The 13,864-nt window shown below is 62.2% G+C and carries 15 protein-coding genes; 4 read left to right on the top strand and 11 right to left on the bottom strand.

All coding sequences use genetic code 11. The features are described 5' to 3' along the window. The first annotated feature begins 6 nt into the window (after positions 1-6). Both ACKLKD_RS02055 and ccmI read left to right on the top strand, forming a co-directional pair. Positions 7-453, top strand: a complete 447-nt coding sequence (locus ACKLKD_RS02055) for a cytochrome c-type biogenesis protein (RefSeq protein WP_165931865.1) — start codon at positions 7-9, stop codon at positions 451-453. Beyond that, positions 450-1,292 (top strand): c-type cytochrome biogenesis protein CcmI, encoded by an 843-nt coding sequence (ccmI, locus tag ACKLKD_RS02050; protein ID WP_087805214.1) that lies wholly within the window; start codon positions 450-452, stop codon positions 1,290-1,292. Before ACKLKD_RS02055 ends, ccmI begins: the two co-directional genes overlap by 4 nt. A 402-nt stretch (positions 1,293-1,694) precedes the next feature. Here the strand turns inward: ccmI and ACKLKD_RS02045 are convergent, their stop codons facing one another. The 4 genes from ACKLKD_RS02045 to budA form a co-directional block, all read right to left on the bottom strand. Beyond that, positions 1,695-2,258 (bottom strand): GNAT family N-acetyltransferase, encoded by a 564-nt coding sequence (locus ACKLKD_RS02045; RefSeq protein WP_071993257.1) that lies wholly within the window; start codon positions 2,256-2,258, stop codon positions 1,695-1,697. Positions 2,259-2,563: 305 nt separating this feature from the next. After that, positions 2,564-3,334 (bottom strand): (S)-acetoin forming diacetyl reductase, encoded by a 771-nt coding sequence (locus ACKLKD_RS02040; protein ID WP_023341702.1) that lies wholly within the window; start codon positions 3,332-3,334, stop codon positions 2,564-2,566. 23 nt (positions 3,335-3,357) lie between these two features. Further along, positions 3,358-5,037: an acetolactate synthase AlsS gene (alsS, locus tag ACKLKD_RS02035; protein ID WP_025712139.1), complete on the bottom strand. Its 1,680-nt coding sequence runs from the start codon at positions 5,035-5,037 to the stop codon at positions 3,358-3,360. Positions 5,038-5,046: 9 nt separating this feature from the next. Next, positions 5,047-5,826: an acetolactate decarboxylase gene (gene budA / locus ACKLKD_RS02030; RefSeq protein ID WP_080924302.1), complete on the bottom strand. Its 780-nt coding sequence runs from the start codon at positions 5,824-5,826 to the stop codon at positions 5,047-5,049. Positions 5,827-5,932: 106 nt separating this feature from the next. Here budA and ACKLKD_RS02025 point away from each other — a divergent pair, with 106 nt between their 5' ends. Beyond that, positions 5,933-6,805 carry a LysR family transcriptional regulator gene (locus ACKLKD_RS02025; protein ID WP_080924301.1) on the top strand — a complete coding sequence of 291 codons (873 nt, stop codon included), beginning with the start codon at positions 5,933-5,935 and terminating at the stop codon, positions 6,803-6,805. 19 nt (positions 6,806-6,824) lie between these two features. Here ACKLKD_RS02025 and ACKLKD_RS02020 read toward each other — a convergent pair whose 3' ends face one another. The 6 genes from ACKLKD_RS02020 to ACKLKD_RS01995 are packed head-to-tail and all read right to left on the bottom strand — an operon-like array spanning position 6,825 to position 12,549. Beyond that, the gene (locus tag ACKLKD_RS02020) at positions 6,825-7,595 is read right to left on the bottom strand and encodes a 3-hydroxybutyrate dehydrogenase (RefSeq protein WP_087805216.1); all 771 of its coding nucleotides are present in this window, start codon (positions 7,593-7,595) and stop codon (positions 6,825-6,827) included. 23 nt (positions 7,596-7,618) lie between these two features. Continuing rightward, entirely contained in the window at positions 7,619-9,013 is a 1,395-nt protein-coding gene (locus ACKLKD_RS02015; protein ID WP_014907456.1) for a GntP family permease, read from the bottom strand. Positions 9,014-9,057: 44 nt separating this feature from the next. After that, positions 9,058-9,981: a 3-hydroxyacyl-CoA dehydrogenase family protein gene (locus ACKLKD_RS02010; protein WP_087805218.1), complete on the bottom strand. Its 924-nt coding sequence runs from the start codon at positions 9,979-9,981 to the stop codon at positions 9,058-9,060. A gap of 11 nt (positions 9,982-9,992) precedes the next feature. Beyond that, the gene (locus ACKLKD_RS02005; protein ID WP_025712146.1) at positions 9,993-11,174 is read right to left on the bottom strand and encodes an acetyl-CoA C-acetyltransferase; all 1,182 of its coding nucleotides are present in this window, start codon (positions 11,172-11,174) and stop codon (positions 9,993-9,995) included. Between the two features lie 9 nt (positions 11,175-11,183). Next, positions 11,184-11,840 (bottom strand): CoA transferase subunit B, encoded by a 657-nt coding sequence (locus tag ACKLKD_RS02000; protein WP_025712147.1) that lies wholly within the window; start codon positions 11,838-11,840, stop codon positions 11,184-11,186. A 1-nt stretch (position 11,841) separates the two neighbouring features. Further along, positions 11,842-12,549 (bottom strand): CoA transferase subunit A, encoded by a 708-nt coding sequence (locus ACKLKD_RS01995; RefSeq protein WP_025712148.1) that lies wholly within the window; start codon positions 12,547-12,549, stop codon positions 11,842-11,844. Positions 12,550-12,689: 140 nt separating this feature from the next. On the opposite strand from ACKLKD_RS01995, the gene ACKLKD_RS01990 reads away from it, so the two are divergent. Next, a complete protein-coding gene (locus ACKLKD_RS01990; RefSeq protein WP_080896735.1) occupies positions 12,690-13,580 on the top strand; it encodes a LysR family transcriptional regulator in 891 nt (296 codons plus the stop codon). A gap of 47 nt (positions 13,581-13,627) precedes the next feature. On the opposite strand, the gene ACKLKD_RS01985 is transcribed toward ACKLKD_RS01990, so the two are convergent. Then, entirely contained in the window at positions 13,628-13,768 is a 141-nt protein-coding gene (locus ACKLKD_RS01985; RefSeq protein WP_002908189.1) for a hypothetical protein, read from the bottom strand. Between the last annotated feature and the right edge of the window lie 96 nt (positions 13,769-13,864).

Below are 13,864 nucleotides of genomic sequence, written 5' to 3'. Positions count from 1 at the left end.
GGGGTAATGGTCATCCTGCTGGCGCTGATGCTGACCGGCCAGGCGTGGGCCGCCATCGACACCTGGCAGTTTAAGGATGAGGCCCAGGAGCAGGCCTTCCGCGAGATCACCTCCCGGCTGCGCTGCCCAAAATGCCAGAACAACAGCATCGCCGACTCAAGCGCGATGATTGCCGCCGATATGCGGCAGAAGGTGTACGAGCTGATGCAGCAGGGAAAAACGCAAGAGCAGATCGTTGACTATATGGTGGCTCGCTACGGCAATTTTGTCAGCTACGAGCCGCCGCTGACCGCGGGCACGGTGCTGCTGTGGCTGGGGCCGGGGCTGTTCGTCCTGGCGGGCGCGGGGGTGATTATCGCCCGCGCGCGTCGTCGCGACATTCCTGACGCGGCGCTCAGCGCCGAAGAGCGCCAGCGGCTGGCGGCATTATTGCAAGAAGGAAAAGAACGATGAGTCTGTTGGTGGTTATCGCCGGGCTGTTGCTGGCTGGCGCGCTGGGGCTGCTGTACTTCCCGTGGTCGGGCAAAGGGGCGGTGGACCGCGATACCCTCAACCGCGCCCTGTACCAGTCGCGCCTGCAGGAGCTGGCGCAGGAGCGCGGCGAGGACAACCCGGCGCTGGTCGTCGAGCTGCAGCGCACGCTGCTGACCGATATCCCGCCGCAGCCGCTGCCTGGCGAACGGCCGCTAAACCGCTGGGCGTTGTTTCCGGGCGCGCTGCTGCTGGTGGTCCTGAGCCTCGGCCTGTATCTGAAAACCAGCGATATTGGCCAGGTGTTGCTCTGGCAGCAGGCTGAACGGCATTATCCTGCGCTGTTGCAGCAGGTTAAGGACCCGACGGCGGCGCCGCTACGAATGGATGAGCTGGCGGAGCTGCGGCTTGGCCTGCGCAGCCACCTGCAGGATACCCCGAACGACCTCGCCGGCTGGCAGCTGCTTGGGCGGCTGGGCCTGTTGTTAAACGATGGCGAGACGGCGATCGGCGCCTTTGGCCGGGCGCATGCTCTGGCGGCGGATGACCCCGCGACGGCTTTCGATTACGCCAGCGCGCTGGTGCGGGCGGGGGATAGCGGCCAGGTTCGGATGGGCGAGCTGCTGCTGCGCGACCTGCATCAGCGGCAGCCGACCAGCCTGCCGGTGCTGGAGATGCTGGCCCTGAGCGCGGTGCGTAATGAAGATTACCCCGAGGCCGTGGCAGCCCTGCAGGCGTTACTGGCCCGGCTGCCGGAAGGAGATGCGCGGCGCGCGGCGATCGTCCGCCAGCTGGCGCAGGCGCAGCAGCAGGCGCAGTAACAGCCCGGCGGCGCTGAACTTGGGGTCTGCCGCGAGGACGGTACGGGCAGTTTTTGTAGGCCGGGTAAGTTTTGTAGGCCGGGTCAGGCGCAGCCGCCACCCGGCATAAAATCGGCCCATGCCCGCAGTCCTTGCCCGGCGGCGCTACGCTTGCGCGGGCCTACGAAGGGCGCGATTAGAGCGTCAAATCACCGGGCCGGGTAAGGCGTAGCCGCCACCCGGCAAAAATACGGCACCAGAGCGTAGCCCGGATTAGGTGCCATACGCCGCCATCAGGGATTTTCTCTGCTGGCGCTGTCATCAGAATGAGAGCGATTGCAAACGTCCTTTCTTCGCTCATAGCGGACCTTCAACTCAATCGCTCGTCCGATCCGCGCCAGCAGCGGACGTTACGCATGAACTCTAATGATCAATGGGTGGGGTAGTTCCCCTACTTAGCGCGTTGTTCCACTCATCCAGAGTCACAGTAAAAAGCATGCTTGCGGGCTCATTTTTCACGTCATGAATATTTCGTGAAAACCGGAGACCTGCTTTCGTCAGGATCTTTTGGGATGCCAGATGGTTTGGTCTTACTACCGCAGAAATCTCAGCCAGTTTTAAAACATCAAACCCGTACCCGACCGCATATTTAGCGAACTCTGTCGCCAGACCTTTCCCCCACGACTCTGTAGAGAAACGATACCCCAGGTTCATTATCGGTGTATTGTCATAACTGATAATGCTAAGCCCTCCAAAACCGATAATTCTATCGGGATTCTCTTTCAGTGAGATAGCCCAGTTTCCGAACCTATAATTCTCCCAGTGGTTAAGCCAACGGGCCATTACATTACGTGCGTGACTCATATCAGGATACGGGCCTGCTGGATTGAACGTATTTGTTGCAGGGTCGCCATAAATCCTGAAGAGATCATCTATATCTGATGCGTTAACGCGGCGAAGATAAAGTCTTGAGCGATCTGACTGCAAAGTAATCTCCCGATCTACAGTTTATAAAGCGGAGTATATTGCTGATATATAGATGTTAGATCCAGATTTCTCAACAGGATTGTTATGCTCGTGTGACAAAATATTCAATCGCACATAGTGACAGGTAGCTCTTCGCTCAAAGCATACTTTCATCCCAGCCAGATTGCCACGTTGTGCCGAAGCGTAAGTGAGAACGCCAGAGACTTTCAAATATCGTTGCTGTGTTTTGCACGAAGCTCACACCCAAACCAAAAAAAAGCCCCTGCGTGAAAGCAGGGGCAAGCCATGTCAGAGCTTATTTTTTATTAGTTAAATACCATCCCGCCGTCGATCAGCAATGACTGACCGGTCATGTAATCAGAATCCGGGCTGGCAAGATAGGAGACGCAGGCGGCGACATCTTCCGGCTCGGATAGCCGACCGAGAGTGATGCGTTTGGCGAACTCGGCGGTACCGTAGCCCAGCGGTTTCCCGGCGGCTTCGGACACCTGGCGGTCAATTTCGGCCCACATTGGCGTTTTGACAATCCCCGGGCAGTAGCCGTTTACCGTGATGCCCAGCGGCGCGAGGTCGCGAGCGGCGGTCTGGGTTAAGCCGCGTACCGCGAATTTACTGGAGCTATACACCGCCAGCTCCGGGTTGCCGACGTGGCCAGCCTGGGAACAGGCGTTGATGATTTTCCCGCCGTGACCCTCTTTTTTAAAGGCCTCGACCGCCGCCTGAATGCCCCAGATCACTCCTTTGACGTTGATGTTGTAGACTTTGTCGACAATCTCCGGAGTAATGGATTCGATCGGCGTGGACGGTGCCACGCCGGCGTTATTGACGATGACGTCGAAGCCGCCCAGCGTTTTGCGCGCCTGTTCGACGGCGGCAAACACCTGATCGCGGTCAGAAACATCCACTTTCACCGCCACGGCGCGTCCGCCGGCCTGGTTGATTTCGGAGGCGACCGCCTTGGCGGTGGCGTCGTTATAATCGGCAATGGCCACGGCAAATCCATCTTTCACCAGACGAAGGGCGATAGCTTTGCCGATCCCCTGGCCGGCGCCGGTAACAAGTGCGACTTTTTTCATTTTCCTTTCCTTATTGTGATGACTTACAGAATCTGACTCAGATGCAGCTGGCCCATCAGCAGCGGGTTATCGCGATAATCCACCGGGATGGCCACTACCGCCGGGCCGTCGACGTCCATCGCCGCATGCAGGGTTGGCTCCAGCGCTTCGGCGCTTTCCACGGCAAACCCTTTGGCACCGAAGGATTCGGCATAGGCTTTAAAATCCATCGGCCCGAACGCGACGCCGGACAGGCGCTGATATTTTTTCTCTTCCTGAATGGCCACCATGTTGTAGCCATTATCGACCCAGATGAGGTGCAGCACGTTGGCGTTCAGGCGGACAGCGGTCTCCAGCTCCATGCTCGACTGCAGGAAGCCGCCGTCGCCGGAGACGGAGACCACTTTGCGCTCAGGATTAACCAGCCAGGCGCCGATGGCCCAGGGCAGGGCGACGCCCATGGTCTGCTGGCCGTTGGAGATCATCACCTGACGGGCGCGGAAGCTGTACAGGTAGCGGGCGATCCAGATATGGAAGCTGCCCATGTCCACGGTCAGCGTGACGTCGCTGTTGACGATATCCTGCATGGCGCGAACGATGCGCAGCGGATGCAGGGCAAACTGGTTCAGCTGCGCGCCGCGATGGTCCAGCAGCTCGCGCTGGTGCTGGCGGTCGCGGAGGATCTCCGCCGCCTGCGGGGAGAGCACCAGCCGGTGATCGATATTTTGCGCCAGTTTGTTAAGCGTGCCGGCGATATCGCCCACAAGCTCGACATCCGGGGTGTAGTTGCGCTCTTCATAGGCGGGCAGCACGTCGATATGCACCAGCGTTGCGTTGCCGCTGTTCCACATCGCCGGTTCATATTCCACCGGGCTGTAGCCAATGCAGATCACCAGGTCGGCGAGCTGCAGCAGACGGTCCCCGGCCTGGTTGTTAAACAGCCCGACCCGGCCGGCGAAGCGAGAAAAGTTATCCTGATTCACCGCCCCGGCGGCCTGATAGGTGCTGGTGACCGGAATATGGCTGGCCTCCAGCAAACGGCGCAGCGCCGCGCTGTTTTCCGGCTGGCTGGCCATCAGGCCGAGCAGGAAGATCGGGTTCTTCGCCTGGGCGATAAGTTTCGCCACCTGGTCGATGGCGTCATCCGGCGCGGCGCCCATCTGCGGAGCCCCGCTGGCCGGCAGCACTTTGCCGCTGACCGGGCCATCGACCACATCCTGCGGCAGACTGACGAAGGCGCTCCCCGGCCGGCCCTGTTCGGCGGCGCGGAAGGCGTTGGAGACCACCTCGGCCAGCGCATCCGGCGCCGTCACCTCGACGGCGTATTTGGTGACCGGGCTGAACATCGCCACCGTGTCCATACTCTGATGCACCTGTTTGGCTTTATCGGCGCGTTTTACCGCGCCGCCCAGGGCCACCACCGGGTCGCCTTCGCTGTTGGCGGTGGCCATGCCGGTGATCAGGTTGGAACAGCCGGGACCGGAGGTGACCAGCGCTACGCCCGCTTTGCCGGTAATGCGTCCGACCGCGGCGGCCATAAACGCGGCGTTGGCTTCGTGGCGTACCGGAATAATGCGAATCGAGGAATCCAGTAGTGAGTCAAACACCTTGTCGATTTTGGCGCCGGGGATGCCGAACACCTGCCGTACGCCCTGAGCTTCCAGCTGGCTGACGACGAGATCGGCGCCGTGCGCCCACTGGCGTACCGGATACTGTTTGTCCATGTGACCCCCTTAACTTTCTACGGAACGGATGGAGGCATCGAGATTATCGGGATGCAGATTGGCCTGCAGGAACGCGCTGTCGGCGGGCAGGTCGATCATCAGCTTGTGTATTTCGCCGAAGGTCAGCACCCCGTGATCGAGCTGGTAATCCAGCAGGTGACCGCCGCCTTTGCGGTCATCGGTAATAAAGTGCTCGTGATACCCGGCGACGTTGATCCCCTGCATATGCTGCGGGGTACGGAAGCCGACCAGCACCCCTTCGCGCTGGTTAAAGCGGAACACCGGCTGATCGTCGAGGACGTCGGTCATCGCCCGGTACGGCGGCGTCTGGCGTGGCACGGTGCGGGTATGGGCATGGCGGAAATGGCCGTCGATGCGCAGGGCGCAGAACAGGTTGTCAGAGGGGATTTGCTGGTCGATAACCTCGTGCAGCTGCTGGCGGCTCACCGGATGGTCGAAGGTTTTCCGGTACTGCGGCTGAAACCAGGTCATCACCGCGAACGGCGTTTTCTGCTCCGGCTGGGCTTTACGCGCGCTACCGTCGGCGCGCAACTGATAGACCTGACTGCTGAAGGCGATCATCTCCCCGTCCAGCTCATTAAAGGTCCCGAGGCCGAAATCGCCGTGCTTCAGCAGGTCCGCGATGGTGGTGCTGCCTTCGTAAACCCCGCTCAGCAGGGCGCTCATGAGCGATGTCTGATAGAGCACGCTCTCGGGATGCTGCGCGGAAAACGCCCGCAGGGTTTCGCACAGACTTTCTTCGCAGGTGCATTCAGCAGAATGATTCATATACCACTTCCTCGTTCAACAAATATAAGAAAGGTTAAATAAATGTTGACCCGATTCAGCTCACAGTTCCAATATAGAAACCATGCTGGTTTGAGATGTTTTCGATATGGAACTTCGCTATCTTCGTTATTTTGTCGCCGTCGCCAGGACGCGGCACTTCACCCAGGCCGCCAAGGAACTGGGTATTTCACAACCTCCATTAAGTCAGCAAATTCAGCGGCTTGAACGCGAGGTGGGGACCCCGCTGTTTCGGCGTTTAACCCGCGGGGTGGAGCTGACGGAAGCGGGCGAGTCGTTCTATGAGGATGCCCGTCAGATCCTCGCCATGAGCGATGCGGCGCTTGAGAAGGCCAAGGGCATTGCGCGCGGGATGAACGGCAGCCTGTCGCTAGGCATTACCAGCTCTGATGCTTTCCATCCGCAAATCTTCACCCTGCTGCACCGTTTTCAGCTCGATCACCCCGGGGTGACCCTCCATCAGATGGAGGGCAATATGGCCAATCTGATGACCGCCCTGAGCGAGGCCGAGCTGGATATCGCCTTCGTCCGTCTGCCGTGCGAGAGCAGTAAAGCGTTTAATCTGCGGATCATTGATGAGGAGCCAATGGTCATTGCGCTGCCGCGCGATAACCCGCTGGCGACGCAGCCGACCCTGACTCTGGAGCAACTGCGCGACGAGGCGCCGATCCTCTTCCCGCGGGAAGTGGCCCCGGGGCTGTATGAGCTGGTGTACAACAGCTGCCTGCGCGCCGGGATCGATATGGAGCGCGCCTGGCAGTCGTCGCAGATTTCGTCGTCGCTGAGCATGGTCAATGCCGGCTTCGGCTTCGCGCTGGTCCCGCAGTCGATGACCTGCATTCAGCAGCCGAACGTCAGCTATCACCCGCTCAGCGGGGCGCCGCTGAAGACCGATATCGCCATCGCCTGGCGGCGCTTCGAGCGCTCGCGCACGGTGAAACGCTTTCTGGCGATGTTCTGATCTTCGCGGCGCCAGCGGCTTACTGCGCCACCCAGCCGCCATCCATGTTCCACGCGGCGCCGCGCACCTGGGCGGCGGCATCGCTGCACAGAAACAGCGCCATTTCGCCCAGCTGCTGCGGGGTGACAAACTCCCCGGAGGGCTGTTTTTCCGCCAGCAGCTGGGCGCTGGCCTGCTCCGGGTCGAGCCCCTCGGCGATGCGCTTATCGATCTGCTGCTGCACCAGCGGGGTCAGCACCCAGCCGGGGCAGATGGCGTTGCAGGTGATGCCGCTGCGCGCGGTTTCCAGGGCCACGGTTTTGGTCAGGCCGACCACCGCGTGTTTGGCGGCGACGTAGGCCGATTTCTCTTTCGACGCCACCAGGCCATGCACTGAGGCAATGTTAATGATGCGTCCCCAGTTGCGCTGGCGCATGCCCGGCAGCGCCAGGCGAGTGGTGTGGAAGACGCTGGAGAGGTTAATGGCGAGAATATCGTTCCATTTCTCCACCGGGAACTGCTCCACCGGGGCGACGTGCTGGATGCCGGCGTTATTGATCACGATATCGACGCCGCCGCAGGTGCTTTCGGCATAGCGCATCATCGCCTCGATCTGCCCGACGTCGCGCAGGTCGGCGTCGTGATAGCCGGGGATCTTGCCCAGCGCGGCGACTTCAGCCCGCGCGTGGCTGCTGTCGCCGAAGCCATTGAGGATCACCTGCGCGCCCGCCTGCGCCAGCACTTTGGCGATCCCTAAACCGATGCCGCTGGTGGAGCCGGTGACCAGCGCCGTTTTACCGTTTAAATTCATTTTATTCCTCCTTCAGTCTGGTATCAGACAATGCCGGTGACATAGAACGTGGCGATGACAAACAGCACCGCGAGGCTTTTGATCACCGTGATGGCGAAAATGCCGCCGTAGGCCTGGCGATGGCTCAGGCCGGTGATCGCCAGCAGGGTGATCACCGCCCCGTTATGCGGCAGGGTGTCCATACCGCCGCTGGCCATAGCGGCGACGCGGTGCAGGACCTCCAGCGGAATATTGGCGGCGTGGGCGGCGGCGACAAAGGTCTCGGACATTGCCGCCAGCGCGATGCTCATCCCCCCGGAGGCCGAGCCGGTGATCCCGGCCAGTACCGTGACGCTGATCGCCTCGTTTAACAGCGGATTGGGAATGGCCGCGAGGGCTTTCGACAGCACCAGGAAACCCGGCAGGGCGGCAATGACTGCGCCGAAACCATACTCAGAGGCGGTGTTCATCGCCGCGAGAATAGCGCCGCCGACCGCCGTCCGGCTCCCCTCCGCCAGCCGGCCGCGAATATTGCGATAGCCGCAGACCAGCACCAGCACAATGCCGGAGAGCAGCGCCGCCTGCACCGCCCAGATGGCGGTGATTTTCCCCACCTCGGTGACCACAGGCTTGGCCAGACCCGGCAGGGTGAGCTCATGGCTGGCGCCGTACCACTGCGGGATCCAGTGGGTAAACAGCAGATTCAGCACCCCCACCAGCAGCAGCGGGGCGATAGCGATCAGCGGATGCGGCAGATCGATATCATCTGGCGTCTCCGGCTCATTTTGCAGGTCGGTCCCATAGCCTTCGCCGCGGGCCTGCGCTTTGCGGCGCTGACGCTCCAGCCACAGCAAGCCGAAAATGATAATGAACAGCGAGCCGATAAGCCCCAGCCACGGGGCCGCCCAGGCGTTGGTGCCGAAGAAGCTGGTGGGAATAATATTCTGGATCTGCGGCGTGCCGGGCAGGGCGTCCATGGTAAACGAGAAGGCCCCGAGAGCGACGGTGGCCGGGATCAGCCGTTTCGGGATCCCACTCTGGCGAAACAGTTCGGCGGCGAAAGGGTAGACGGCAAAGGCCACCACAAACAGCGACACCCCGCCGTAGGTCAGCAGGGCGCACACCAGCACGATCACCGGGATCGCATGGCGGCGTCCGAGGATGCGGATGGCGGCGGCGACAATCGAGCGCGAGAATCCCGACAGCTCAATCAGCTTGCCGAACACCGCGCCCAGCAGAAACACCGGGAAATAGAGCTTCACAAAGCCGACCATTTTTTCCATAAACAGGCCGGTAAAGGCCGGGCCGACCGCGCCCGGATCGGTGAGCAGCACCGCGCCGAGGGCGGCGATCGGCGCAAAGAGGATCACGCTGTATCCACGGTAGGCCGCCAGCATCAGTAACGCCAGCGCGGCCAGGGCAATTATCACACTCATCACGACGTCTCACTCTCATTGTTATTGTAGGGGTACAGAACGCGATACTAAGGCTTCAGGGCGTAGCGAAGCTGATGTTCCCGGCGCGACTGGATGCGCTGTTGCCGCGCCTCATCCCAGCGGTAAAAGCCTTGCCCGCTGCGGGCGCCGGTGTTGCCTTGCGCCACCTTCTCCGCCACCAGCGACATCATCTCCGTGCCGCTGGCCAGCTCCGGCAGCAGGTGCTGGCGGATATCCTGGACCGTCGCCAGGCCGGTCATGTCCGCTGCCTCCAGCGGGCCGACCATCGCATAGCGGCGGCCGAGCGAGGCGCGCATCACCTGGTCCACCACCTCGGCAGAGGCAATGCCGCTGTGGACGATATGCAGTGCTTCGCGCAGCAGGGCGAACTGCAGCCGGTTGCCGACAAAGCCCGGCGCGGCGCGATTGAGCACCACCGCTTCCAGCGCGCAGGCGGCGCAAAAGTCGCTCACCTGGCGCGCCAGATGGGGCAGTGTGGCGCTCCCGGGCACCACTTCCACCAGCGGGATCAGGTGCGGCGGATGCCAGAAGTGGGCGATCAGCAGCCGTTCAGGGTGGCGCATGCCCTGCGCCAGCGAGTCCGGCGGCAGGCCGCTGGTGTTGCTGGCGATAATCGCCTCGTCGGCGATCAGCGTTTCCAGTTCGGCATACAGGGCGTGCTTCAGCGTCAGCCGCTCGGGGATCGCTTCTATCAGCAGCGTGGTGTCGGCCAGGGTATTCAGCGCCGGGGTGGGGGGCAGACGGGCCAGCACGGCGTCGCGGTCGGCGGGATCCTGCTGGCCGCTGGCCTCCAGCTCGCACAGGATGGCGCTGGCCACCGCCGGAACCTCGGCGAGACGCTGCGGATCGGTGTCATACAGGCGGACGGCGTGACCGTGACGGGCGAAATGACAGGCGATGCCGACGCCCATCAGTCCCGCGCCAAGTACCGCCAGGCGTGGTGTAAACATAGTAGCTCCTGTTAACGTTGAAGGGTCATGGCGATGCCCTGGCCGCCGCCGACGCACAGGGTTGCCAGCCCTTTGCTGGCGCCCCGGCGCTGCATCTCATGCACCAGACTGACGAGGATCCGGCAGCCGGAGGCGCCGATGGGATGGCCAAGGGCGATGGCACCGCCGTTGACGTTGACCTTCTCGCTATCCCACTCAAGCAGCTGACCGACGGCCAGCGCCTGGACGGCAAAAGCCTCGTTGGCTTCGATAAGATCCACCTCGTCCAGCGTCCAGCCGGCGCGCTGCAGCGCCTGGCGGCAGGCGCTTACCGGGCCGATGCCCATCACCGACGGGTCAACCCCGGCGACCGCCGCGCTGACGATGCGCGCCAGCACCGGCAGCCCAAGCTCGTGCGCTTTATCGACGCGCATCAGCAGGACCGCCGCGGCGCCGTCGTTCAGCGATGAGGCATTCCCGGCGGTGACGCTGCCGTCAGCGGGACGAAACGCCGGACGCAGCTGGGCCAGCTGCTGCTCGCTGGTCTCCGGGCGCGGTTGCTCATCGTCAGTCACCCTTCGCGGCGGTTTTTTGCCCTGCGGGACGCTGACCGGGACGGTCTCGTCGCGAAAGCGTCCAGAGGCGATGGCGGCCGCCGCTTTGCGCTGGGAACTGACGGCGAAGGCATCCTGGCGCTCGCGGCTGATGTCGAAGGCGTCGGCGAGGTTCTCGGCGGTGATGCCCATGTGGTAGTCATTGAAGGCGTCCCACAGGCCGTCCAGAATCATGCTGTCCTGCAGGCTGGCGTGGCCGAAACGCAGGCCGTCGCGGGCGCCGTGCATCAGGTAGGGGGCATTGCTCATGCTCTCCTGGCCGCCGGCGATGACGATCTCGGCGTCGCCGCAGCGGATCGCCTGCACCGCCTGCTGAACCGCTTTCAGCCCGGAGCCGCACACCAGATTGACGGTGACCGCCGGGGTCTCGACCGGCAGGCCGGCCCGCAGCGCGGTTTGCCGCGCCGGGTTCTGCCCGCAGCCGGCGGTGAGCACCTGGCCGAAAATCAGTTCGTCGACCACCGCGGCGGGCAGCTGGCAGCGTTCAAGCAGGCTGCGCACCACCGCGGCGCCGAGGTCTACGGCGGAAAGCGGGGCGAAGGCGCCGCGAAAGCTGCCGATCGGGGTACGTCCTGCAGCAACAATGGCAATATCGGTCATGGTCTCTCCTTAGCTGAAGCGCATTTCGCGCACATCGTCGGCCACGATCAGCCGTCCCGCCGTTTTACGCCTCACCTCGTCGGGGCTGACCCCCGGGGCCACTTCGCGCAGGACAAACGCGCCGTCGACAATGTCCAGCAGGGCCAGGTCGGTGAGCACCCGGCGAATACAGCCCACGCCGGTGAGCGGCAGGGTGCACTGCGGCAGCAGTTTGGATTCGCCGTTTTTTGAGGCATGGGTCATCACCACGATGATGTTCTGCGCACCGGCCACCAGGTCCATGGCGCCGCCCATCCCCTTGACCATTTTTCCAGGGATCATCCACGAGGCGATATTCCCCGCGACGTCGACCTCAAAGGCGCCAAGAACGGTCAGGTCGACGTGGCCGCCGCGGATCATGGCGAACGACTGGGCAGAGTCGAATATCGCCGCCCCGGTTTGCGCGGTGACGGTCTGTTTGCCGGCGTTAATCATGTCGGCGTCGATGGTTTCCTCATCGGGAAATTCGCCCATCCCTAACAGGCCGTTCTCCGACTGGAGCATCACCTCAATACCGGCGGGAATGTAGTTGGCCACCAGCGTCGGGATACCGATCCCGAGATTGACATAGTCGCCGTCGCGCAGCTCCTGAGCGACGCGCATCGCCATTTGTTCACGGGTCAGCATCTCAGTGCCCTCCGGCGCGCAGGGTGCGCTGTTCAATACGTTTTTCGAATTGCCCGACGATCAGCCGGTCGACATAGATCCCCGGGGTGTGGATGGCGGAGGGCGGCAGTTCGCCCGGCGGCACAATCTCTTCCACCTCCACCACCGTAATGCGCCCGGCGGTGGCCATCAGCGGGTTGAAATTCTGCGCGGTATGGCGATAAACCACATTGCCGTACCAGTCGGCTTTCCAGCCTTTGACCAGCGCGAAATCGCCGCGGATCGCCTCTTCAAGGATGTAGTGCCTGCCGTCGAACTGGCGCACCTCTTTGCCTTCGGCGATCGGGGTGCCATACCCGGTGGCGGTGTAAAAGCCGGGGATCCCGGCGCCGCCGGCACGGATTTTTTCGGCCAGCGTTCCCTGCGGGGTAAGCTCAACCGCCAGCTCGCCGCTCAGCACCAGCTGTTCAAACAGCGCGTTCTCCCCGACGTAAGAGGCCACCACCTTGCTGACCTGGCGCGACGCCAGCAGCAGGCCGAGACCGAAGCCGTCGACGCCGCAGTTGTTGGAGACCACCGTCAGCCCCTGCACCTGGCGACGCTGCACCTCGGCGATCAAGTTCTCGGGAATGCCGCACAGGCCGAAGCCGCCGGCGAGCAGCGTCATGCCGTCCGTTAACCCTTCCAGCGCCGCTTCGTAGCTGGCGACGCGTTTATCCAGTCCTGCCATCTTGTCTCTCCTGCCTTGCGATGGCCTTATCATTGGCGCAGGCGACTGATTTGATAATTTTGAATTTGTGACCCACTCATTTGGATTTTTAATTAATTTCCTGTTAACTAATTTTTTTCAATTAGTTAACGGGAAGAAAAATGAAAATGAGTGTCAAACAGTTACGCGCGTTTTTAGCGGTAGCTCACACTCTCAATTTCGCCCACGCCAGCGAAAGGCTGAATCTGTCGCAGCCCGCTCTCAGCCTGACTATCAAAGGGTTAGAGGAGGCGCTGGGCGGCGCGCTGCTGCAGCGCAGTACCCGCAAGGTGAACCTTACTCAGGAGGGGGAACTCTTTCTGCCGATGGCCCGTCAGCTGCTGGCCGACTGGGATAACGTCGAGGAGGCGATGCGTCAGAGCTTTACCCTGCAGCGGGGGAAAATTTCGGTGGCCGCGATGCCGTCGTTTGCCGCCAACGTCCTGCCGGAGGCGCTGAAGGCCTTTCGCGATCGCTATGCCGGGGTGAACGTCACGGTGCATGACGTGATTAATGAGCAGGTAATCGAGATGGTGCGCGAGGGGCGAGTGGAGATGGGCATCGCCTTCGAGCCATCGCCCAGCCACAATTTGCTGTTTACCCCGCTGGCGGTGGACCGCTTCGTGGCGATCGTTCCCCGGCAATCGCCGCTGGCGAAGAAAAAGCAGCTCACCTGGCAGGAGCTGTTGACCCTCGATTTTATTACCCTGCAGCGCCCCTCGGCGGTACGCCTGATGCTGGAGGAGGCGCTGGCGCGCAGCGGTCGTCAGCTGGACGTGGCGCTGGAGAGCCACCAGCTGGTGACGGTGGGAAGAATGGTGGCCAGCGGGCTGGGGGGCAGCGCGGTGCCGGCGCTGTGTAAAACGCAGATGGCGTCGCTGGGCGCCGTCTGTCTCCCGCTCAGCGATCCGCCGATTGAGAAGTGCGTCGGCGCGATCCATGCCGGGCACCTGCCGTTGTCAAAGGCGGCGCAGGCGCTGCTGGATACGCTGAAAGGGTTCTTGCCTACCTGAGCAGGCGGGAGGAACAAAAAAAACCGGCCAGCTGGCCGGTTGGATAATCAGATTTTGCAGGCGTCGCCGCAATCGTCATCGGCAACGATCGCCTGGGCTTTTTTGTCCGCTTCTTCCAGACGCTCCGCGTTGCGCTCTTCCGCTTCATCCAGGCCGCTGAAGACCAGGTTGTCGAGATCAATTTCCATAAGTTACCTATCGTTGCTGGTTTTTAATCAGCGTCAAGTATAGGGCAAAACCGCCAGCGGATGTAGCCGCTCTCCGCGCCGAACGCACAGAGCGTT

Origin of the sequence: Klebsiella sp. 10982 (assembly GCF_048589245.1) — a bacterium.
GTDB classification, from domain to species: Bacteria; Pseudomonadota; Gammaproteobacteria; order Enterobacterales; family Enterobacteriaceae; genus Klebsiella; species Klebsiella quasivariicola.
This window is presented reverse-complemented; position numbering and strand designations above follow the sequence as displayed.

Bases quoted from the DNA above. Each gene is read 5' to 3' on its own strand.
- ACKLKD_RS01985 (WP_002908189.1), bottom strand. From the start codon at position 13,768: ATGGAAATTGATCTCGACAACCTGGTCTTCAGCGGCCTGGATGAAGCG.
- ACKLKD_RS01995 (WP_025712148.1), bottom strand. From the start codon at position 12,549: ATGGCAGGACTGGATAAACGCGTCGCCAGCTACGAAGCGGCGCTGGAA.
- ACKLKD_RS02005 (WP_025712146.1), bottom strand. From the start codon at position 11,174: ATGACCGATATTGCCATTGTTGCTGCAGGACGTACCCCGATCGGCAGC.
- ACKLKD_RS02010 (WP_087805218.1), bottom strand. From the start codon at position 9,981: ATGTTTACACCACGCCTGGCGGTACTTGGCGCGGGACTGATGGGCGTC.
- ACKLKD_RS02055 (WP_165931865.1), top strand. From the start codon at position 7: ATGGTCATCCTGCTGGCGCTGATGCTGACCGGCCAGGCGTGGGCCGCC.
- ACKLKD_RS02040 (WP_023341702.1), bottom strand. From the start codon at position 3,334: ATGAAAAAAGTCGCACTTGTTACCGGCGCCGGCCAGGGGATCGGCAAA.
- ACKLKD_RS01990 (WP_080896735.1), top strand. From the start codon at position 12,690: ATGAAAATGAGTGTCAAACAGTTACGCGCGTTTTTAGCGGTAGCTCAC.
- ccmI (WP_087805214.1), top strand. From the start codon at position 450: ATGAGTCTGTTGGTGGTTATCGCCGGGCTGTTGCTGGCTGGCGCGCTG.
- ACKLKD_RS02000 (WP_025712147.1), bottom strand. From the start codon at position 11,840: ATGCTGACCCGTGAACAAATGGCGATGCGCGTCGCTCAGGAGCTGCGC.
- ACKLKD_RS02025 (WP_080924301.1), top strand. From the start codon at position 5,933: ATGGAACTTCGCTATCTTCGTTATTTTGTCGCCGTCGCCAGGACGCGG.
- alsS (WP_025712139.1), bottom strand. From the start codon at position 5,037: ATGGACAAACAGTATCCGGTACGCCAGTGGGCGCACGGCGCCGATCTC.
- ACKLKD_RS02020 (WP_087805216.1), bottom strand. From the start codon at position 7,595: ATGAATTTAAACGGTAAAACGGCGCTGGTCACCGGCTCCACCAGCGGC.
- budA (WP_080924302.1), bottom strand. From the start codon at position 5,826: ATGAATCATTCTGCTGAATGCACCTGCGAAGAAAGTCTGTGCGAAACC.